The organism is Sandarakinorhabdus sp. DWP1-3-1, from assembly GCF_049896705.1.
Lineage (GTDB): Bacteria > Pseudomonadota > Alphaproteobacteria > Sphingomonadales > Sphingomonadaceae > Sandarakinorhabdus.
This window is the reverse complement of sequence record NZ_JAFCUV010000001.1, coordinates 750,788-771,249: the sequence shown is the minus strand read 5'-3', so window position 1 is coordinate 771,249 and position 20,462 is coordinate 750,788. Positions and strand designations below refer to the sequence as shown.

Genomic DNA, 20,462 nt, shown 5'->3' with positions numbered 1-20,462 from the left:
CATGCGCAGCTTCCTCGTTGCCGCGCTCCTTGCCACCCCCGCTGCATTGCCGGCCGCCGAATATGTGGCGCCCGACTATGCCCAGGATGCGAGCTGGCTGTGCCGGCCCGGCCGCGCGGACGCCTGTGCCGCCGACCTCGGCACCACCAGCGTCGCCGCCGATGGCAAGCTGACGGCGGTGACGCCGGCGGCGCCGGCCCGCGAGCCGGAATTCGACTGCTTCTACGTCTATCCAACCGTATCGACCGACCGGACCGGCAACAGCGACATGGTCGCCGACCCGGCCGAAACCAACGTCGCACGCGTGCAGTTCGCCGCGTTCCGCAACGTCTGCCGGCCGTTTGCGCCGCTGTATCGCCAGGTGACGCTCAAGGCGCTGCGCGACGTGATGACCGGCCAGCCCAGCGACGCTGACCGCACGATGGCCTATCGCGACGTCGCCGCCGCCTGGGCCAGCTATCTGTCGCGCGACAACAGCGGTCGCGGGGTCGTCCTCGTCGGCCATAGCCAGGGCAGCGGCGTGTTGAAGGCGCTGCTCGCCAACGCCATCGAGGGCAAGCCCGCCGCCAAACAACTCATCGCCGCCTATATCCCGGGCCATAATGTGCTTGTGCCCGTCGGCAAGGATGTCGGCGGCGATCTCAAATCGACGCCGTTGTGCCGCCGCGACGACCAGACCGGCTGCGTCCTCGCCTGGGTCTCCTTTCGCGACGGGGCCGCGCCGCCCGCGAACAGCCGTTTCGGCCGCACGACAGAGGCTGGCATGACGGTCGGCTGCACCAACCCGGCGGCGCTTGCCGGCGGCCGTGGCGCCGCGCATCCGTTGCTCCCTGCCGGCCCCGCCATCGTCGACAACACCACGCCGCCGCGGCCCTGGGCAAAGAATGCCCGGATCGCCTCGCCGTTCGTCACGCTGCCGGGGCTGCTGTCCGCCGAGTGCAAGGCGGTCGACGGCGCCAATGTCCTCGCCATCCGCACTGATGCCGACGCCGCCGACCCGCGCATCGACGACATCGGTGGCGATGTCGTCGTCGGCGGGCAGGTGTTTGCGGACTGGGGGCTGCATCTGGTCGACGTCAATGTCGTCCAGGGCGACATGCTCGTGCTCGCCGACAAACAGGGCAAGGCCTGGCTGGCGCGCAACAAGGGTGCGGCGACAGCGCCGTAACCTTTTGGTCGCCGGCCACGTATATTGGGGCATGACCGATCGCCGAACCATCCTCGCTGCCGGACTTGCCGGCGTTGCCGCCCTGCCCTTCCTGCGCAGCTTCATCGAACAGCCGGCGCTTGCCGCGGGCACGACGAAGTTCACCTATGCGCTGACCGATGCCCAGTGGCGCGCGAAGTTGCCGGGCCTCGCCTATGACGTGCTGCGCCACGAGGCGACCGAGCGCCCCTATAGCTCGACGCTGAATGACGAACATCGCGCCGGCACCTTTGCCTGCAAGGGTTGCGCGCTGCCGCTGTTCGCGTCGAGCACCAAGTTCGACAGCGGCACCGGCTGGCCGAGCTTCTACGCGCCGCTCGCCAACGCCGTCGGCACGACCGTCGACAAGAGCATTCCGTTCATGACCCGCACCGAGGTCCATTGCCGACGCTGCGGGGGCCATCTCGGCCATGTCTTCGATGACGGTCCCAAGCCGACCGGCCTGCGCTATTGCATGAACGGTGCCGCACTCACCTTTTCTCCTGCCAAGGCCTGATCCGATGACCACGCTCCGCATCCTGATGGCCGCCGCCCTGCTCGGCAGCGCCGGCTGCTCGCTCGCGGCCGAGCGCATGGTTGCGGCGCCGGCGCCGTCTGCCGATGTCGTCTTGAAGCGTGGCCCGCTCCAAACGGCGGTGTTCGCCGGCGGATGCTTCTGGGGCGTCGAGGGCGTGTTCGAACGCATCAAGGGCGTACAGTCGGTCCGATCGGGCTACGCCGGCGGCACCAGGCAAACGGCGGCATACGACGTCGTCAGTTCCGGCCGGACGGGCCACGCCGAAGCCGTCGAAATCCGCTACGATCCCGCCAGGGTCAGCTATGGTACGCTGTTGCGCGTGCTGTTTTCGGTGGCGCACGATCCGACCCAGCTCAATCGCCAGGGACCCGATCGCGGCAGCCAGTACCGCAGCGCGATCTTCCCGCAGACCCCCGAGCAGGCGAAGCTGGCGAAGGCCTATATCGCCCAGCTGACCTTGGCCAGAACCTGGCCCGGCGGCATCGTCACCACGATCGAAACCGGCAAACCCTTCTACGTTGCCGAGAGCTACCACCAGGATTATCTGCGCGCCAATCCCGATCAGCCCTACATCGCCATCAACGACATTCCGAAGGTCGACGGGCTGAAGCGCATCTTCCCGCAACTGTGGAGCGACAAGGCGGCCAGCTAGCCACCTGCGCTACAGCAAGCGCGCGAGCGCTAGTGACCGAGGTTCTTGACGATGGTTTCCACCATCTTCTTGGCGTCGGCGAGCAGCATCATCGTATTGTCCATGTAGAAGACCTCGTTGTCGACGCCGGCATAGCCGACCCCGCCCATCGAGCGCTTGATGAACAGCACGGTCTTGGCCTTTTCGACGTCGAGGACCGGCATGCCATAGATGGGTGACGTCTTGTCGGTCTTGGCGGCCGGATTGGTGACATCGTTGGCGCCGATCACGAAGGCGACATCGGCCTGCGAGAAATCGCTGTTGATGTCCTCGAGCTCGAAGACCTCGTCATAGGGTACATTGGCCTCGGCGAGCAGCACGTTCATATGACCGGGCATGCGGCCGGCGACCGGGTGGATGGCGTATTTGACCGAAACGCCCTCTTTCTTCAGCAGGTCCCCCATTTCGCGCAGCGCATGCTGCGCCTGGCTGACCGCCATGCCGTAACCCGGCACGATGATGACGCTCTCGGCGTTCTTCATGATGAAGGCCGCGTCCTCGGCTGATCCGGCCTTGTACGCCTTCTGGATCGCCGCACCCTTGTCGGTGGCGCCGCCGGCGTCGCCGAAGCCGCCGGCGATGACGCTGATGAAGCTGCGGTTCATCGCCTTGCACATGATGTAGCTCAGGATCGCACCCGACGAGCCGACCAGGGCGCCGGTGATGATCATCGCGGTGTTGCCGAGCGTGAAGCCCATCGCCGCGGCCGCCCAGCCCGAATAGCTGTTGAGCATCGAAATGACGACGGGCATGTCGGCGCCGCCAATGGGGATGATGAGCAGGAAGCCGATGACGAAGCTGAGCGCGGTGATCGTCCAAAACACCCAGGGGCTCTGGTCCGCGACGAAATAGGCGACCAGGCCGAGGATGGCGGCGAGCAGGCCGAGGTTGATGACATGGCGGCCCGGCAGCATGATCGGATTGCCGCCCATGCGGCCCGAAAGCTTGAGAAAGGCGATGACCGAACCCGAGAAGGTGATGGCACCGATGGCCACGCCCAGCCCCATTTCGACCCGGCTGACGCCATAGATCTCGCCGGTGACGGTATCCAGAATGCCGAAGGCCGCCGGGTTGAGATAGGCGGCGCAACCGACCAGCACGGCGGCCATGCCGACCAGGCTGTGAAAGCCGGCAACCAGTTCCGGCATCGCCGTCATCTTGATGTTCTGCGCGATGTAATAGCCGATGCCGCCGCCGATCACGATTGCGCCGATGATCAGCGGCAGGCCAACCTGGTGCAGGATCAGCGTTGTGCCGACGGCAATACCCATACCGATCATGCCATAACGGTTGCCCTGCTGCGACGACTCCGGCGACGACAGGCCGCGCAGCGACAGGATGAACAACACGCCCGCGACCAGATAGGCGAGCATGGCCCAGGCAGGCGTGGCAGCGGCGGCAGCATGTTCCATCGATCGGGCCCTTACTTTGCCGCTGCCGGGACGACCGGCTTCTTGTCTTTTTTCTTGTACATCGCGAGCATCCGCCGCGTGACGGCAAAGCCGCCGAAGATGTTGACGCTGGCCAGTACCACCGCGAGGAGACCAAGCCACTTCGACGTTTCGGACCCGCCCGCTGCCGCCGATGACGCGATCAGCGCGCCGACGACGATGACGGACGAAATCGCATTCGTCACCGCCATCAGCGGCGTGTGCAGCGCCGGCGTGACCGACCAGACGACATAATAGCCGACGAAGCAGGCCATCACGAAAATGGAGAAGATCGACAGGAATTCCATGGCTCTGCTCCTCAGGCCGAAAGGCGTTCGTGGACGACCTTGCCGCCCTCGGTCAGCTTGATGCCCTTGACGATCTCGTCATCGGCGGTGAACGCCGCGGCCTTCGCGTCCTTGTCCCAGAAGGCGTTGACCAGATTGAAGACGTTGCGCGAATACAGCGCCGACGCATCGGCCGCGAGGCGCCCCGCGGCATTCTTGTGGCCGATGATCTTCACGCCATGGACGACCGCCGTCTCGCCGACCTTCGAACCTTCGACGTTGCCGCCGCTTTCGACCGCCAGGTCGACGACGACGCTGCCGGCGCGCATCGATGCCAGCTGTGCGTCGTTGATCAGCCGCGGCGCCGGACGCCCGGGGATCAGCGCGGTGGTGATGACGATGTCCTGCTTGGCGATGTGGCTCGACACCAATGCAGCCTGCGCTGCCTTGTATTCGTCCGACATTTCGGTGGCATAGCCGCCACTGCCCTCACCCTCGATGCCCTTGACGTTCTCGACGAAGATGGCCTTGGCACCCAGCGATTCAATCTGCTCCTTCGTCGCCGAGCGCACGTCGGTCGCCGAAACCAGCGCCCCCAGGCGCCGCGCCGTCGCGATCGCCTGCAGGCCGGCAACGCCGACGCCCATGACGAACACGCGCGCCGCCGAAATCGTGCCGGCCGCGGTCATCATCATCGGAAAGGCGCGGCCATAGGCTTCGGCCGCGTCGATCACCGCCTTGTAACCGGCGAGGTTGGACTGTGACGACAGCACGTCCATCGACTGGGCGCGAGTAATGCGCGGCATGAATTCCATCGCCATCGCCGTCACGCCCGCGGCGGCATAGCCGTCGATGCGGGCGCGATCGGCGAACGGCGACAGGATGGCGGCGAGCATCGCGCCTTGCTTGACGCCGGGCAGGTCGGCAGCGGCCGGCCCCTGCACGCCGATGATCAGGTCGGCATCGGCAATCGTTGCCGCGCGGTCACCGACAGTGGCGCCGGCCTCGGTATAGGCCGCGTCGGAAATGTTGGCGCCCGCCCCGGCCCCGGCCTCGACGGCGAGCGTTGCCCCCAGGCCGATGAACTTCTTGACGGTTTCCGGCGTGGCAGCGACGCGGGGTTCAGCGTCGGCGGTCTCGCGCAGCACGGCGATCTTCATTCCCAGCCCTTTTCGTCTTGTGCGCGGCGTTCGGCGATCAACGGACCAGGAACACGGCCAGCAGGATCAGCGCGATCGCAATCAGGATGACGGCCCATTTCGTGACCGTCATGAAGGAATCATAGGTCTGGCGGTGGTTGGTGCCCGGTGTCGTGCCCTCTGCCGGCTCGTTGCCGTCGTTCGCCATGATCATTCCCGTTGTCATTGATACGCGTCCCTCGCGCCTTTGCCCAATAGCAGATGCTACACCGCTGTGAAGATGTCACGCTGCATTGCACAAGCTGGCGCTTCCGCGAGGGCATGGCGATTGTCCGTGCCCTGCGACTTCGTTACGCTCGCCGCAGGGGGAAGCAATGCAACAGCCGGAAACCAGCGACCATCAATTCGTGGTGGGGCGGAACTATCGCAGCATCAGGGGCGATATCACCGTGCTCGACGCCATCGCCGGCCAGCCCCCGGCCGCGATCGAACGTCGCCTGGGCTACCACGCCGGCCGGCTGGCCAAGGGCTACAGCCTCTTGCGGATGGTGGAAAAGGTCGGGCCCGACGATTTTACCTGGGGTGACCAGACCCGCTATTCGGGCGGCCGCCAGCTTTACCGCGACGCCGGGGCGATGGTGCCTCGCCGCGACCTGCTGCGCGGCGAGCTGCTCGTTCGCCACGGCAGCGACGCCGCCGCCGATGCCGAACTGTACCGCATCTTCGGCGACTCCCTCCGCCGGATCAACGACGGCGTCGGCAAGGGCCTCATCATCAAGGTGTTTCCGAATATCCCGCACAACGCTGCCATGCCATCCCACGTCCAATATCCCGACGCCGATGTCCGCAACATCCCGCAATGGACCCTGGTCCATGGCAAGGCGATGGCATGTATCGCCAATGTCCACGCCGGCGCCGTCTTCGGCGGCCGGCTCTAGCCGTCACTGGATCGCCCGGGCGACCGCGAGCGCCTGCACCGTTTCCGCGACATCATGGACCCGCACCACCTGTACTCCACAGGCGGCGGCGTGCAGCGCCAGCGCCAGGCTGCCTGGCAACCGATCATCGGGCGGGACATTGCCAGCGAGGCGCGCGATCAGCTGCTTGCGGCTCGCCCCCAACAGCAGCGGCACGCCCAAGCCGTGGAACAGCGTGAGCCCGCGCAGCAGTGCCAGATTATGCGACACATCCTTGCCGAATCCGATGCCCGGGTCGGCGATGATGCGGTGGCGCGCAATGCCCGCCGCCACACAGGCGTCGATCCGCGCCGCCAGCCAGTCATAGACATCGAGCAGCGCATCGGCATAGCGCGGCGCCTCCTGCATCGTCGCCGGTTCGCCCTGGGCATGCATCAGCACCACCGGGCAGCCCCGCGCCGCCACCAGCGCCAGCGCGTCGGGATCGTGCGCCAGCGCCGAAACATCGTTCACCAGTGCCGCCCCGGCGTCGATCGCATCCGCCATCACCGCCGCCTTGCGGGTATCAATGCTCCAGTTCAGCCCCGACAGGCCGGGCAGCACGGCCCCCAGCCGAGCGCGTTCGGTGGCCAGGTCGACCAGCGCCGCCCGCGGCCGCGTCGATTCAGCCCCGATGTCGATGATGTCGGCCCCTGCCGCCACCATCGCCCGCGCTGCCGCGATCGCCACCTCGGGCGCGGCATGGCGGCCGCCGTCGGAGAAACTGTCAGGCGTGACGTTCAATATCCCCATCACCGCTGTCCGGCCACTCGGCAGCCCCGCAATCGCCGCGCGCGGCGCAACCAATCGCGCCAGCACGTCGGTATCGACCTGTTCGGCGTCGACGATCCGCGCCCGCTCCCCGCGGGCCGAAATTTCGACCCGGGCGAAGCGCAGCCGGCCGCCCGCCAGTGGCAGCCCGTCGCCGAGCGCCACCGGGCGATAATATCGGGTTACCAGACCTTCACCCGGTCGGCCGGCGCCAGGAAATAGGTCTCGCCGGGCTTGGCATCGAACGCCGCGTACCAGCTATCGAGATTGCGCACGACATAGGGGCGATAGTGCCCCGGCGTATGCGGATCGGTCGTCAGTCCGCGCAGCAGTGCGGCATCGCGATACTTCTGGCGCCAGATCTGGGTGGCGCCGAGGAAGAATCGCTGTTCGGGCGTGTAACCGTCGATGACGCGGCCCTTCGAATTCCCCAGCGAGCGCTTGTAAGCATCATAGGCAACGGTAATGCCGGCAAGATCGGCCATGTTCTCGCCCAGCGTCAGCTCGCCGTTCACATGCGTGCCCTTCAGCGGCTCATAGGCGGCATATTGCTTGACGACCTTGTCGGTAAGCGCGGTGAAGCGCTTCACATCCTCGGGGGTCCACCAGTCCGCCAGCTTGCCTTCCTTGTCGAACTTGCGGCCCTGGTCGTCGAAATGGTGGCTGATCTCGTGGCCGATGACCATGCCGATGCCGCCGTAATTGACTGCCGGGTCGGCATTGGGATCAAAGAACGGCGGCTGCAGGATGGCGGCCGGGAACACGATTTCGTTCCACAACGGGTTGGCATAGGCATTCACCGTCATCGGCGTCATGCCCCATTCGCTGCGATCGATCGGCTTGCCGACCTTGTCGAGCTGGCGCTGGTATTCGTAACGCGAGGACCGCATGGCGTTGCCCAGCGCATCACCGCGCACGACCTCGAGCGCCGAATAGTCGCGCCACTTGTCCGGATAGCCGATCTTGGGCGTGAACGCCGCCAGCTTGGCACGCGCCTGCAGCTTGGTCTTGGGATCCATCCAGGTCAGGTTGGCGAGGCGATCGTCCATGGCGAGGATGATGTTCTTCACCAGTTCATCGGCCTTGGCCTTCGACGCCGGCGGGAAATACTGCGCGACATACAGCTTGCCGACGGCCTCGCCGAGCGCCCCCGACGTGTTGTCCACGGCCCGCTTCCAGCGCGGCTGGTTCTGCGGCTGACCGTTCAGCACCGTGCCGTTGAAGGCGAAATTGGCATCGACAAAGGCCTTGGGCAGATAAGGCGCGGCCGCCCGCAGCGTATGGAACTGCAGATAGGCCTTCCAGGTGTCGAGCGGCTCGCTGTCGATCAGCTTCGCGGCGCCGGCAATGGCGCTCGGGTTGGCGACGATCAGTTCCTTTTGCGCCGACAGGCCGGCAGCCTCGATCAGCGGGGCCCAGGCAACGCCGGGATAGGCGGCGGCGACGCCGTTGGCAGCGACGGGGTTGTACAGCTTCTCGACCTGGCGCTGCTCGACCTGCGTCCAGTGCGCCGTGGCTATCTTCTTCTCGAGATCATAGATCGCCTGCGCCTTGGCGGGCGCATCGGCAACGCCGGCCAGTGTCAGCATCTGCGCGATATAGGGTACATATTTGGCGCGCACTTCGGCAAAGCGCGGGTTCTTGTCGTCGAGATAATAGTCCCGGTCGGGCAGGCCGATGCCGCCCTGGCCGACATAGGCCGCCATGACATCGGGGTTTTTCAAGTTCGGCTGAACGCCGACGCCGATCGGCGTGTCGATGCCGTTGCGGCTGGCATCGCCGATGAAGCGGGCGAGCCCGGCCTTGTCCTTGATTGCAGCGATGGCGTCGATCTGCGGCTTGATCGGCGCGACACCCTTCGCCTCGATGCCGGCTTCATCCATGAAGCTGGCGTACCAGTCGCCGACCTTCTGGGCTTCGCTACCTTTCGGCGCGGTCTTCGCCCCTTCGGCAGCGCCTTCGATGATGGTCCGCGTACGTTCCTGGCTGAGGTCACGCAGCTTGGTGAACATGCCATAGTTCGACTTGTCGGCTGGAATTTCCAGCTTCTCGATATAGGTGCCGTTGACATAGCGGACCCAGTCGTTGCCGGGCGTGACGCTCTTGTCCATGCCGGCCAGATCGATGCCGAAGCTGCCAAGCTCGGGCTTGCCGGCCGCAGCGACGCTGTCGGCAGCAAGCGCCGGCGCGAACGGCATCGTTGTCGCCAGCATCGCGGCGACCGAAGCGCGCAAGAGAAAGGAACGAGCCATGGAAACTCCCCGCAAAAGATTGATGCGGCGTGTTATCCAATTAGTACGGCGGCTGTAAAGACCTGCGTCGACCAGCCCCAATCGGCAGAGCAATCCGAGTCCTCAGGCCACACCGACGCTGGCGCGATAGACGGCCCTCTTGGCATCGAGCGGCACCAATTTGCCGGCTTCCTCGATGTGCCAGAATGTCCAGCCGTTGCAGCTTGGCAGGCCCTGCGCCGCGGCGCCGAGCTGGTGGATCGAGCCCGTCTTGGCGCCCATGCTGAGCGAGCCGTCGGCGCGCACTTCGGCATGATGGCGACGCTGCGGATCGATGAGCCGGGTGCCGGGGCGCACCAGCCCCGATTCGACCAGGCTGCCGAACGGGATGCGCGTCTCGGCGCGCTTTCCCTGGCTGACCGTCATGTCGCCGCCCGATAGCGGCAGCAGCCCGGCGATGCGCGCCTCTGCCACCTTCACGTATTTTTCCTCGCGCTCGATGCCGATGAAATGACGGCCGAGCAGCTTGGCGACGGCGCCGGTCGTGCCGGTGCCGAAGAACGGATCGACGATCAGGTCGCCCGGCTCGGTGCAGGCGAGCAGCACGCGATAGAGCAGCGCCTCGGGCTTTTGCGTCGGATGGGCCTTGACGCCGTCGGTCTTCAATCGCTCGCCGCCGGTGCAGATCGGGATCAGCCAGTCCGACCGCATCTGCAGCTCGTCGTTCATCGCCTTCATGGCGTGATAGTTGAACTTGTACCTGGAGTTCTCGGACTTCGACGCCCAGATCAGCGTTTCATGGGCATTGGTGAAGCGCGTGCCCTTGAAATTCGGCATCGGATTGGCCTTGCGCCAGACGATGTCGTTGAGGATCCAGTAGCCGGCATCCTGCAGCGCCGCCCCGACGCGGAAGATGTTGTGATAGCTGCCGATCGTCCAGATCGCGCCATCGGGCTTCAGGATGCGACGCGCGGCCGTCAGCCAGGCGACGGTGAATTCGTCATAGGTGGCATAGGAGGCGAACTTGTCCCAGTCGTCGTCGACCGCGGCGACCTTGCCACCTTCGGGGCGGTGGAGGTTGTGCGCGAGCTGGAGATTGTACGGCGGGTCGGCAAAGACCAGGTCGACCGAGGCTTCGGGCATGGCATTCATGGCGGCGATGCAGTCGCCCAATATGATGCGGTCTTTTTCCATGGTCCGGCCTTCTCGAAAAACGCTCGAGAATCGCCATGAGTCATCGCCGAATCGCCGTCAACCCGCACGCGGCGTCCGGGCGAATCGCCGCTGAATCATTGCGTTGGCGCGATTCGCTCCGAAACGACTCCAGACAACCGCATGTTGAGTCCGGCGGCCTACGGCACCACCAGCACTGGCGTGTTGCCGAAAAGACTCAGCCGGCGGATTTCCGGAACCGCCGGGGCTCCAGAGTCTGCCATCCGCGCACGGGCGCAAAGCTCTGGCGGTGGTGCAGCGTCGGCCCCTGCGCGCGCAGCCCGGCGGCGTGCTCGGGCGTGCCATAGCCCTTGTTGCTGCGCCAGGCGAAACCCGGATGCTGCGGGCACAGCTCCTCCATGATCGCGTCGCGCACCGTCTTGGCGATGATCGAGGCAGCGGCGATCGACAGCGACAGCGCGTCCCCACCGACGATTGCCGTCGCAGTATGTGACCAGCGCGGCAGGCGGTTGCCGTCGACAAGAACATGGTTGCAGGGTTTCGGCAGCGCCGCGACCGCCCGCTCCATCGCCAGCATCGTCGCCCAATGGATATTGAGGCGATCGATTTCCTCGACCGACGCCATGCCGACGCCGATTTCGGCACAGTCCTGCAGCAGCAGGCGCAGAGCGGCGCGGCGCTCGGCCGTCAGTTGCTTCGAATCGTTCAGGCCCTCGGGATAGCAATCGGGATCGAGGACAACAGCCGCGGCAACCACAGGCCCGGCCCAGGGCCCGCGCCCCGCCTCGTCGACGCCGGCCACCCGCCCGCCGATCCGGATTTCATGGGCAAACGAAACACCCTCTCCCCTTGCGGGAGATGGCGACTCGGCGCCAGCCGAGCGGGGTGAGGGGCTGCCACCCTTCACAATGGATAAAACCCCAGCGGCCCGTGCCCGCCCCCGAACCCCGGCGCCCGCGCAATCCCCTGCGCCACGAACGCCCGCGCCCGCACCACCGCGGCCTTCAGGTCCAGCCCCTGCCCCAACCCGCACGCCAGTGCCGACGCCAGCGTACAGCCGGTGCCATGGGTATGCCGAGTCTCGACCCGGGTGCCCGTAAACGCCACATGCCCGCCGCGCGTCACCAGCCAGTCAGTCAGCCGATCGCCCGTCAGATGCCCGCCCTTGGCCAGCACCGCGCCGGGTCCCTGCAGCAGCAACTCCTGCGCCGCCAGCAGCGCATCGGCCTCATCCTCGACCTCGGTGCCCGACAGTGCCACCAGCTCGGGCGTGTTCGGCGTCACCACGCTGGCCAGCGGCAGCAACCGCTCGATCAGTGCGAGCGCGGCTTCATCATCGAGCAGCGATGCACCACCCTTGGCCATCATCACCGGGTCGAGCACGATCGGCACCTTGAGCCAGCCCAGGATTTCGGCAATTGCAATGACCGTTTCCGCCGCGCCGATCATGCCGATCTTCACCGCATCGACCCCGATATCGTCGATACACGCTCGCATCTGTGCCACCACCACGTCGGCTGGAATGGGGTGGATGCCCATCACGCCGAGCGTATTCTGCACCGTCACCGCCGTTACCGCCGTCATGGCATAGCCGCCGAGACAGGTAATCGTCTTGATATCGGCCTGGATGCCGGCGCCACCGCCGCTGTCCGACCCGGCAATGACCAGAATGCGCGCCGGCCGATCGCTCACGCCGCCACCACCGCCGCGCAAATCTCCTCCACGATTGCCTTCACCATCTGCTTGTCGTCGCCCTCTGCCATCACGCGGATCACCGGCTCCGTCCCCGACTTCCTGATCAGCAGCCGGCCATGGCCGTTCAGCCGCGCCTCGCTGCTGGCGATCAGCGCCTTCACCTGGTCGTCGTCGAGCGGTTTGCCGGTGAAGCGCACGCTTTTCAGCAGCTGCGGCACCGGATCGAAGATGTGGAGCACCTCGCTCGCCGGCCGGGCACTCGCCACCAGCGCCGCCAGCACCTGCAGCGCCGCCACCAGGCCGTCCCCGGTCGTCGAATGGTCGGCGAGGATCAGATGCCCCGACTGCTCGCCGCCGATGTTGTAGCCGCCGGCGCGCATCGCCTCCAGGACATAGCGGTCACCAACACCGGCGCGGTGCAGGTTCAACCCGCGCCCCGACAGCCAGCGCTCCAGCCCCAGGTTCGACATCACCGTCGCCACCAGCCCGCCGCCCTTCAGCGTGCCGGTGTCCTGCGCGCGGCCGGTGATCAGTGCCATGATCTGGTCGCCGTCGACGATCTGGCCCTTTTCATCGACGACGATCAGCCGGTCGGCATCGCCATCGAGCGCAATGCCGATGTCGGCGCCGACTTCCAGCACCCGCATCTGCAGCGCCTTGGGATGGGTCGAGCCGAACTGGTCGTTGATGTTGAAACCATTGGGCGTCACCCCGATGGCATCGACATCGGCGCCCAGCTCCCAAAGCGCCTGCGGGGCACAGCCATAGGCGGCGCCATGGGCGCAATCGATGACGACCTTCAACCCGTCGAGCCGCAGGTCGTCGGGGAACGTCGCCTTGGCAAAATGGATGTAGCGGCCGCGGGCATCCTCGATACGGCGGGCCCGGCCGATCGACTTGGGCTCGGCGAGCGCGACATCGGAATCGATCATCGCCTCGATTTCGATTTCGTCGGCATCCGACAGCTTGAAGCCATCGGGCCCGAACAATTTGATGCCGTTGTCCTGATAGGCATTGTGGCTGGCGGAGATCATCACGCCCAGGTCGGCACGCAGCGAGCGCGTCAGCATCGCTACCGCCGGCGTCGGGATCGGCCCGGCCTGGATGACGTCCATGCCGACCGAAGTGAATCCCGCGGTCAGCGCCGATTCCATCATGTATCCGGACAGTCGCGTGTCCTTGGCAATGACGACCTGGTGCTTGTGGTTGCCGCGCAGGAACCGCGTGCCTGCCGCCTGCCCCACCTTCATGGCGATCGCCGCGGTCATCGGGCTGGCGTTGGTCAGGCCACGAATGCCGTCGGTGCCGAAATATTTGCGTGTCATGCTGCTTTGCCCTGGCTCTTTGCCGGCTGTTTACGCGCAAGTGATTGGCTTGTCGAAGCCCCGCGCTTAGCATCACCAGCGAAGAGGAGCCGGAAATGCAGCATCGCAAACTAGGTACGCAGGGACTCGAGGTTTCGGCGCTCGGGCTGGGCTGCATGGGCATGGCGGGCACCGCCGGCCAGGCGGCGATGTACGGTGTCGTCGACATCGACGAGGCGGTGGCGACACTGCACCGGGCGCTCGACCTCGGCGTCAATTTCTTCGACACCGCCGAAGTCTACGGCCCCTGGATCAACGAGGAACTCGTCGGCCGCGGACTGAAAGACAAGCGTGACCAGGCCGTCATCGCCACCAAATTCGGCTTCAGGATCGTCGACGGCAAGGTTTCGGGCACCGATTCGCGCCCCGAAAACGTGCGCGCGGTCGCCGAAGCCAGCCTGAAGCGGCTCGGCACCGACCATATCGACCTGTTTTACCAGCACCGCGTCGACCCCAACGTCCCCATCGAAGACACCGTCGGCGCGATGGCGGACCTCGTCCGCGAGGGGAAGGTGCGTTATCTCGGCCTGTCCGAAGCCGGCGCCGGCACCATCCGCCGCGCCCATGCCGTCCACCCGATCAGCGCCTTGCAGAGCGAATGGTCGCTGTGGGAACGCGGCGTCGAGGACGAGATCTGGCCGCTGTGCCAGGAACTCGGCATCGGCTTCGTGCCCTATTCACCGCTCGGCCGCGGCTTCCTGACCGGCAGCCAGCCCCGCGCCGAGGACCTGCCCGACAGCGACTATCGATCCAAGGACCCCCGGTACCAGGGCGCCAACTACGACGCCAACATGGCCGCAGTAACAGTCGTGAAGGAGATCGCTGCCACCCATGGCGCCACCGCCGCACAGGTCGCCCTCGGCTGGCTGCTTGCCAAGGGTGACAGCGTGGTGCCGATCCCCGGCTCCAAGCGCCGCTTGACGCTGGAAGACAACGCCGGTGCCGCTTCGCTCACCCTCACCGCCGCTGACATGGCAACGCTTGACGCCGCCCTGCCCCCGGGCACCACCGCCGGCGACCGCTATGGCTCCAAGGCGATGATGGCGATGGTCCGGCTTTAGGCCGGCACAATTTCGGCACACGCGGCCGCCGCGCGGACGCCGGCGCGATACAATGCTTCGGCACGATCATTATCGCCGGCCATCGCGGCTGCTGCGGCGGGCGCGATGAAATCGTCATACAGCCGGCGGTAATGCTCGGCGGCATCGGGCAGGCGATCGATTGCCGCCACGATCGCCGGCGCTTCCGCATAATAGGCAGCGACGGCGGCCGCCCCTGACGGGGTCGCCAGCATCACCTCATCGCGATAACGGCGCAGCGCCTGCAGCTCGGCGCAGTCATCGGCCAACCCCATCGCCGCGCAGGTTGCCGTGGTGATATAGCATTTGAAGCAGCAACCCGTGTTTGTCGCCGTCGCCGGCGCCACGCTCAGCGCCATGAAGCGGTTGGTGCCGCGACTGGGGTCGGCAAACGCCTCGCGCAGGTTTGCGGTGATCGAAGGCTGACCAAAGGGCGCGGCGACACGCCGGGTCACACGCCGCATCGCCTCGATCTGGCCCGCCGGTACGTCGAGCTGGTAATCGGTATAGCTGAGACCGCCTGCCGTTCGGGTCGCTGTCAGCCAATGGGCACCGGTGGCGCCGAAGTCATCGTCCCAATCCATGACCAGGACGACAAAGCGGGTCCCGACCGCGCAGGCGCCCATCTGGCCGGCTATCACGCCGACGGACAGAGGGTTGACGGTATCGCCGATACGATTGACCGCAAATCCGTGACGAGACATCAGCCAGCGTTGTACGCCAAGCACCTGCGCCGGCAGCGTGTCCTTCGCCAGGTCGGACCGTGCGACCGCGCACTTGCGGTAGGCGTATTCGAGGAAAACCTCCTCGATTTTTGCAACCGGCACGCCGACGTCGGCGATCACGGCCCCGCGTTCCGCCTCGGCGGTGGTTCCGGCCAGCCCGGCCACGCAGCACAGCGCGCAGTTGACCATCGCCGCATCGGCAGCAGGCGTGTCGTTTACCGGCATGATCCCCTCCGTTGGCGCCCCCGCGCCGGCTGAATTAGGCACGCGACTGGCACGGCAGGCAAGTCCCGATTCGGCGCCGCTCTTGACCCCGGACCGCCATTCGCCACAGTCGATACTTTCCGGGGGTTCACCATGCCGATCAATCGCCGCCTGTTTCTCGCCGGCAGCGCCGTCGCTGCCGTGCCCGGCCTCGCCCGCGCCGCCATCAGCGCGCCCGGCGCCAATGCTGCCCAGCAACAGGCGCTCGCCGCCATTGCCGCCTATGTCGAGGACCATCGCCGACGCTTCGGCCTGCCCGCACTCGGCCTTGTCGTCGTCGATGGCCCGCTGACGGCGCTGATCCAGTCCGGCACCCGCGACTATGAACGCCGGCAGCCGCTCGGCCCCGATGACCTGTGGCAGATCGGATCGATCAGCAAATCCTTTGTCGCCATCTGCCTGTTGCAACTCGCCGAGGCCGGCAAGCTCGATCTCGAAGCCGATATCCGGACCGTGCTGCCCGAGGCGCCGCTGCCCGATGCGCCGTTCACCATCCGCGGCCTGCTCGACCACACCACCGGCCTGCCCGATTTCGCACCGCCCTTCGGCCCCGCCGGCCACAAATTGTGGACAGGATTCAAGGCCGGCAGCCACTGGAGCTATTCCAACACCGGCTATGATCTTCTCGGCAGCGTCATCGAGCGCATCGACGGCCGCCCGCTGGCGCGCAGCATCGAGGCGCGCATCATGCAGCCGCTCGGCATGGCCGCCAGCCGCGGCAACATCGCCTTTCGCGATCGCGCCCGTTACCCGGCCAGCTATGGCCCGCTGCGTCCCGACCGGCCGATGCTGTCGCCGTACACGCTGGCGCCGGCACCCTGGGTCGATGCCTCGCTGGGCGCCGGCTCCGTCGCGGCGACGCTGCCCGACATGGGGCGGTACCTGCGTTTCCTGATCGGCGTCGGCAAGGGCAAGGGCGGTCCGCTGTTCAGCGACGCCACCGCCAGGCTGTGGCTGGCCAGCCCCGTCGTCCAGGTGCCGGCGGCACCGGCGGAAACCTACGGCCTCGGCATCATGCACCGCCCCGTCGACGGTCATGATCTCCTTCACCACACCGGCGGCATGGTCAGCTTCGCCTCATCGTTCCACAGCGATGCCGTGTCCGAAGTCGGCGCCTATGCCAGCACGCCGATGTCGGGCGGCGCCGGCTATCGCCCGCGGCTGATCACCCAGTTCGCCTGCCAGGCCATGCGCGCGGCCAAGGAGGGCAAGCCGCTGCCGACGCCGACGGCGCTGGTCGAGGCTGCGGCTCCCAGGCCGGCAGACTATGCGGGGCGCTATGCCGGCCCCGGCGGCAGCTTCATGGTTGAGGCCGGGCCGGCGCTGACCCTCGTCGATGGCGGCACTCGCACGCCGCTGCGCATGCTCGCCCCCGATATCTTCGCCGCCGACAGCGTCCGCTTCGGCGAGTTCCCGATGGCTTTTGCCCGTTCCAACGGCAATGTCGTCGCTGCCGACTGGGGCCCCGGCCGCTTTGGCCGAAACGGTGCCGCGGCGACGCTGCCGGCCACCCCCGAGCGGCTTGCCCAGCGCGCCGGCCACTACCAGAGCGACGATCCCTGGATCGGCGGCTTCACCCTCGTTGCGCGCGGCGACAAGCTCTACGCCGATGGTGTGCAGCAGCTTTACGAGATCGGCGAAGACGTCTGGCGGCCGAGCGACGATGACTGGAACCCGGAGCGCGTAGGCTTCACCGGCTTTGTCGCAGGACGCCCGCAGGTGGCCATCCTGTCGGGACGCATGCTCGAACGCCGGGACGGCTAGCGCGTCAGCACGAGGCACCGGTCGTGCCCGGCCAGGTCCCGCCGCAGCAGGATGCGAAAGCCTTCCGCCCGCGCCAGGTCGGCGACAGCCTCGGCCTGGGTCGCGCCGATTTCGATGATGGCGGCACCGCCCGGGTTGAGCAGGTTGGGCAGTTGCGGGATCAGCATGCGATAGGCATCGAGACCGTCGGCGCCGGCGAACAATGCCGCCGCCGGTTCATGGTCGCGCACGTCGGTCGCGAGCTCCGCGCCGGTCTCGACATAGGGCGGGTTGCTGAGGATCAGGTCGAACCGACCATCGACCGCCTGCCCCCAATCGCTTTCGCTGAACACAGCACGGTCCGACAGCCCGAGCCGCGCCGCATTGCCTGCCGCCACGACCAGCGCTGCGAAGCTGCGATCGACGCCCAGCCCGCGCGCCCGCGGCCAGATGCTGAGCGCCGCCAGCAGCAGGGCGCCGGAACCGGTGCCGAGGTCGAGGATCGTCGCCGGCGCATGATCGCCACGCACGCGCTGCGCCGCCTCGATCAGCGTTTCCGAATCCGGCCGCGGGATCAGCACGTCGGGCGTCACGGCCAGCTCCAGCGACCAGAATTCCCGCCAGCCGGTGATATAGGCGACGGGCTCACCCTTCTCGCGCCGCGCCACCAGCGCCTCGTAACCGGCCTCGTCGATGTCGCGGCTCGGCCCCGTCAGCAACGTCATGCGATCGGTGCCGACGAGATGCGCCAGCAGCACCTCGGCGTCGAAGCGATCGATACGGCGGGACGCGGCGAGCAGCGCGGCGGCGGCGTTCACCCGAGTTCCGCCAGGCGCGCGGCTTCGTCCTCGGAAATCAGCGCCGCGACGAGTTCCTCCAGCCCCGGGCCCTCGAGAATTTCGGGCAGGCGGTGCAGCGTCAGGTTGATGCGATGGTCGGTAACGCGCCCTTGCGGGTAGTTGTAGGTGCGGATGCGCTCGGAGCGATCGCCCGAACCGACCATCGCCTTGCGGTCCGCCGACCGCGCCGAATCGACCTTGGAACGTTCGAGGTCGTACAGGCGCGAGCGCAGCACCTTCATCGCCTTGGCCTTGTTCTTGTGCTGCGATTTCTCGTCCTGCTGCTGCACCACCAGCCCCGACGGCAGATGGGTGATGCGCACGGCGCTGTCGGTGGTGTTGACCGACTGGCCGCCCGGGCCCGACGAGCGGAACACGTCGATGCGCAGGTCCTTGTCTTGGATGTCGATATCGACCTCCTCGGCCTCGGGCAGTACGGCGACGGTGGCGGCGCTGGTGTGGATGCGGCCTTGCGTCTCGGTCGCCGGCACGCGCTGGACGCGGTGGACGCCGCTTTCGAACTTCAGCCGGGCAAAGACGCTATCGCCGGTGACGCTGGCGATGACTTCCTTGAAGCCGCCCATTTCGCCCGGGGACATCGATATCGGCTCGATCCGCCAGCCGCGCGTCGCCGCATAGCGCTCGTACATGCGGAACAGATCACCGGCGAACAACGCCGCTTCATCGCCGCCGGTACCGGCGCGGATTTCGAGCATGGCGGGCTTGGCATCGGCGCTGTCGCGCGGCAGTAGCTTCAGCGCCAGTGCGCGCTCGGCGGCGGGCAACTGCTCCTCGATGGCGCCGAGTTCCTCCTGCGCCATGTCGTACATCTCGTCAGCGGCGGCGATCGACTTTAGGCTCTCGGCCTCTTCACGTAACGACCGCAGCGCCGCCGCAGCTTCGACGACCGGCGTCAACTCGGCATAGTCCTTCGACAGCTGGACGAACTTGTCCGCAGCGAGCGCCGGGTTGCCCATCTGCGACGCGAGGTCAGCATGCCGACGTTCGATCTGCGCGATGCGTTCGGGAGAAATGATCATGCAGCGTGCACCGCAAGCAGCGTCAACAGTCGATCCGCATCGGCGTCCGCAGCCAGCGTCTGGACATGGATTGGTTGATCCGCTCCTGCGCCGCGCACGATGACAATCGCACTCGCGCCGCGCTTCCTGGCGACCTCGATCTGCCGCTTGGCATTGCCGCGATAGGCCATCTCGGCAGCAATGCCGGCCCGGCGCAGGGTCAACAGGCAAGCGCGCGCTTCCGGCTCCAGATCGGGGCTGTTCGAAACGACCGCGACTGTGCTGGCCACCTCCGGCTCCGCCACCAGCATAGCCAATCGCTCAACCCCCCCGGCCCAGCCCACCGCCGGCGTCTCCGGCCCGCCCATCGCGCCGATCAGACCGTCATAGCGGCCGCCGCCGATTACCGTCCCCTGCGCGCCCAGCGCGTCGGTCACGAATTCGAACGCCGTGTGGCGGTAATAGTCGAACCCACGCACCAGCGCCTCGGCGCGCACGAAATCGACACCCGACGCCTGCAGGCCCTTCTGCACCGCCTCGAAGAACGCCCCCGCCTCGGCGGTCATATAGGCATCGATGCGCGGTGCATCGGCGACCAGCGCCTTGTCGCCCTCCGCCTTGGAATCGAGAATCCGCAGCGGGTTCTTCGCCAGCCGCTCCCGGCTTTCGGGTGACAGTACATCGAGATGCGCCGAAAAATGCGCCACCAGCCCCTCGCGCCACGCTGCCCGCGTTTCGGCATCACCCAGCGTGTTCAGCTGCAGCACGACGCGGTCGTCGACCCCCAGCTCGTCCAGCAATTGTGCCGCCAGCGCGATCACCTCGACATCGGCCGCCGGCTCGGCTGCGCCCAGCACCTCGGCATCGAGCTGGTGGAACTGCCGGAACCGCCCCTTCTGCGGGCGTTCATAGCGGAACAGCGGCCCCCAGGTCGCAAGCTTCATCGGCGCGTGCTGCTGCCAGCCATTCTCGATATAGGCGCGCGCAATCCCTGCCGTGAATTCCGGCCGCAGCGTCAGCGAATCCCCGCCGCGATCCTCGAACGAATACATTTCCTTCGACACCACATCGGTGGTCTCGCCGAGCGAGCGCGCGAACACCGCGGTCGATTCAAATATCGGCACCTCGACCCGGCCGAAACCATAGAGTTTCCGCACCCGATTGAACGTCTCGACGACATGATCGAAGCGCGCAGCCTGCTCACCCATCATGTCCTGCGTGCCGCGCGGCCGCTGTGGCGCCCGCTGCGGTGGTTTCTGTGCTGTCGTCATAACGCTGCCGGATAGGCGAGGCCGCGGCGAATGTCACCTGCAACGCCGCTGGACAGCCGCA

General features: G+C 66.8%; 20 protein-coding genes. 6 read left to right on the top strand and 14 right to left on the bottom strand.

Features of this window, described 5'->3' with window-relative positions; genetic code table 11:
* Nucleotide 1 precedes the first annotated feature (1 nt).
* From ACP7AI_RS03600 to msrA, 3 genes are read left to right on the top strand one after another with little or no spacing between them, the layout of a single operon-like run.
* Complete coding sequence (locus ACP7AI_RS03600; protein WP_426164164.1) at nt 2–1,168, top strand: DUF3089 domain-containing protein; 1,167 nt, start codon at nt 2–4, stop codon at nt 1,166–1,168.
* A gap of 31 nt (nt 1,169–1,199) precedes the next feature.
* Nucleotides 1,200–1,703, top strand: coding sequence for a peptide-methionine (R)-S-oxide reductase MsrB (gene msrB / locus ACP7AI_RS03595; protein ID WP_426164162.1), 504 nt, complete (start codon nt 1,200–1,202; stop codon nt 1,701–1,703).
* A gap of 4 nt (nt 1,704–1,707) precedes the next feature.
* On the top strand, nt 1,708–2,376 hold the full coding sequence (gene msrA, locus ACP7AI_RS03590) for a peptide-methionine (S)-S-oxide reductase MsrA (protein WP_426164160.1): 669 nt from the start codon (nt 1,708–1,710) through the stop codon (nt 2,374–2,376).
* 29 nt (nt 2,377–2,405) lie between these two features.
* Here the strand turns inward: msrA and ACP7AI_RS03585 are convergent, their stop codons facing one another.
* Genes ACP7AI_RS03585 through ACP7AI_RS03570 form a run of 4 tightly spaced genes read right to left on the bottom strand, consistent with a single transcriptional unit; the run spans nt 2,406 to nt 5,485 of the window.
* Entirely contained in the window at nt 2,406–3,827 is a 1,422-nt protein-coding gene (locus ACP7AI_RS03585) for an NAD(P)(+) transhydrogenase (Re/Si-specific) subunit beta (RefSeq protein ID WP_426164158.1), read from the bottom strand.
* Nucleotides 3,828–3,838: 11 nt separating this feature from the next.
* A complete protein-coding gene (locus ACP7AI_RS03580) occupies nt 3,839–4,153 on the bottom strand; it encodes a proton-translocating transhydrogenase family protein (RefSeq protein ID WP_426164155.1) in 315 nt (104 codons plus the stop codon).
* A gap of 11 nt (nt 4,154–4,164) precedes the next feature.
* The gene (locus ACP7AI_RS03575) at nt 4,165–5,292 is read right to left on the bottom strand and encodes a Re/Si-specific NAD(P)(+) transhydrogenase subunit alpha (protein ID WP_426164153.1); all 1,128 of its coding nucleotides are present in this window, start codon (nt 5,290–5,292) and stop codon (nt 4,165–4,167) included.
* Between the two features lie 37 nt (nt 5,293–5,329).
* Nucleotides 5,330–5,485, bottom strand: coding sequence for an aa3-type cytochrome c oxidase subunit IV (locus tag ACP7AI_RS03570; protein WP_426164151.1), 156 nt, complete (start codon nt 5,483–5,485; stop codon nt 5,330–5,332).
* A 160-nt stretch (nt 5,486–5,645) separates the two neighbouring features.
* Here ACP7AI_RS03570 and ACP7AI_RS03565 point away from each other — a divergent pair, with 160 nt between their 5' ends.
* Entirely contained in the window at nt 5,646–6,209 is a 564-nt protein-coding gene (locus ACP7AI_RS03565) for a hypothetical protein (protein ID WP_426164149.1), read from the top strand.
* 3 nt (nt 6,210–6,212) lie between these two features.
* Here ACP7AI_RS03565 and folP read toward each other — a convergent pair whose 3' ends face one another.
* From folP to glmM, 6 genes are all read right to left on the bottom strand, one after another.
* Nucleotides 6,213–7,163: a dihydropteroate synthase gene (gene folP / locus ACP7AI_RS03560; protein WP_426164147.1), complete on the bottom strand. Its 951-nt coding sequence runs from the start codon at nt 7,161–7,163 to the stop codon at nt 6,213–6,215.
* Nucleotides 7,164–7,180: 17 nt separating this feature from the next.
* Nucleotides 7,181–9,250 carry a M13 family metallopeptidase gene (locus ACP7AI_RS03555; RefSeq protein WP_426164145.1) on the bottom strand — a complete coding sequence of 690 codons (2,070 nt, stop codon included), beginning with the start codon at nt 9,248–9,250 and terminating at the stop codon, nt 7,181–7,183.
* 102 nt (nt 9,251–9,352) lie between these two features.
* On the bottom strand, nt 9,353–10,423 hold the full coding sequence (locus ACP7AI_RS03550) for a site-specific DNA-methyltransferase (RefSeq protein WP_426164142.1): 1,071 nt from the start codon (nt 10,421–10,423) through the stop codon (nt 9,353–9,355).
* A 196-nt stretch (nt 10,424–10,619) separates the two neighbouring features.
* Nucleotides 10,620–11,204: a ribonuclease HII gene (locus tag ACP7AI_RS03545; protein ID WP_426164139.1), complete on the bottom strand. Its 585-nt coding sequence runs from the start codon at nt 11,202–11,204 to the stop codon at nt 10,620–10,622.
* 101 nt (nt 11,205–11,305) lie between these two features.
* Nucleotides 11,306–12,094: a bifunctional hydroxymethylpyrimidine kinase/phosphomethylpyrimidine kinase gene (thiD, locus tag ACP7AI_RS03540; protein ID WP_426164136.1), complete on the bottom strand. Its 789-nt coding sequence runs from the start codon at nt 12,092–12,094 to the stop codon at nt 11,306–11,308.
* Nucleotides 12,091–13,422 carry a phosphoglucosamine mutase gene (gene glmM / locus ACP7AI_RS03535; RefSeq protein ID WP_426164133.1) on the bottom strand — a complete coding sequence of 444 codons (1,332 nt, stop codon included), beginning with the start codon at nt 13,420–13,422 and terminating at the stop codon, nt 12,091–12,093. The genes thiD and glmM overlap by 4 nt, the downstream gene beginning before the upstream one ends.
* Nucleotides 13,423–13,517: 95 nt before the next feature.
* Here glmM and ACP7AI_RS03530 point away from each other — a divergent pair, with 95 nt between their 5' ends.
* Nucleotides 13,518–14,522: an aldo/keto reductase gene (locus tag ACP7AI_RS03530; protein ID WP_426164130.1), complete on the top strand. Its 1,005-nt coding sequence runs from the start codon at nt 13,518–13,520 to the stop codon at nt 14,520–14,522.
* Here ACP7AI_RS03530 and ACP7AI_RS03525 read toward each other — a convergent pair.
* Nucleotides 14,519–15,490: a CFI-box-CTERM domain-containing protein gene (locus tag ACP7AI_RS03525; RefSeq protein WP_426164127.1), complete on the bottom strand. Its 972-nt coding sequence runs from the start codon at nt 15,488–15,490 to the stop codon at nt 14,519–14,521. The two genes, ACP7AI_RS03530 and ACP7AI_RS03525, sit on opposite strands and share 4 nt — an antisense overlap.
* A gap of 132 nt (nt 15,491–15,622) precedes the next feature.
* Here ACP7AI_RS03525 and ACP7AI_RS03520 point away from each other — a divergent pair, with 132 nt between their 5' ends.
* A complete protein-coding gene (locus ACP7AI_RS03520) occupies nt 15,623–17,293 on the top strand; it encodes a serine hydrolase domain-containing protein (RefSeq protein ID WP_426164124.1) in 1,671 nt (556 codons plus the stop codon).
* On the opposite strand, the gene prmC is transcribed toward ACP7AI_RS03520, so the two are convergent.
* From prmC to hisS, 3 genes are read right to left on the bottom strand one after another with little or no spacing between them, the layout of a single operon-like run.
* Nucleotides 17,290–18,090 carry a peptide chain release factor N(5)-glutamine methyltransferase gene (prmC, locus tag ACP7AI_RS03515; protein WP_426164123.1) on the bottom strand — a complete coding sequence of 267 codons (801 nt, stop codon included), beginning with the start codon at nt 18,088–18,090 and terminating at the stop codon, nt 17,290–17,292. The genes ACP7AI_RS03520 and prmC overlap by 4 nt on opposite strands.
* Nucleotides 18,087–19,151 (bottom strand): peptide chain release factor 1, encoded by a 1,065-nt coding sequence (gene prfA / locus ACP7AI_RS03510; protein ID WP_426164121.1) that lies wholly within the window; start codon nt 19,149–19,151, stop codon nt 18,087–18,089. Before prfA ends, prmC begins: the two co-directional genes overlap by 4 nt.
* Nucleotides 19,148–20,401, bottom strand: a complete 1,254-nt coding sequence (gene hisS / locus ACP7AI_RS03505; protein ID WP_426164119.1) for a histidine--tRNA ligase — start codon at nt 20,399–20,401, stop codon at nt 19,148–19,150. Before hisS ends, prfA begins: the two co-directional genes overlap by 4 nt.
* Between the last annotated feature and the right edge of the window lie 61 nt (nt 20,402–20,462).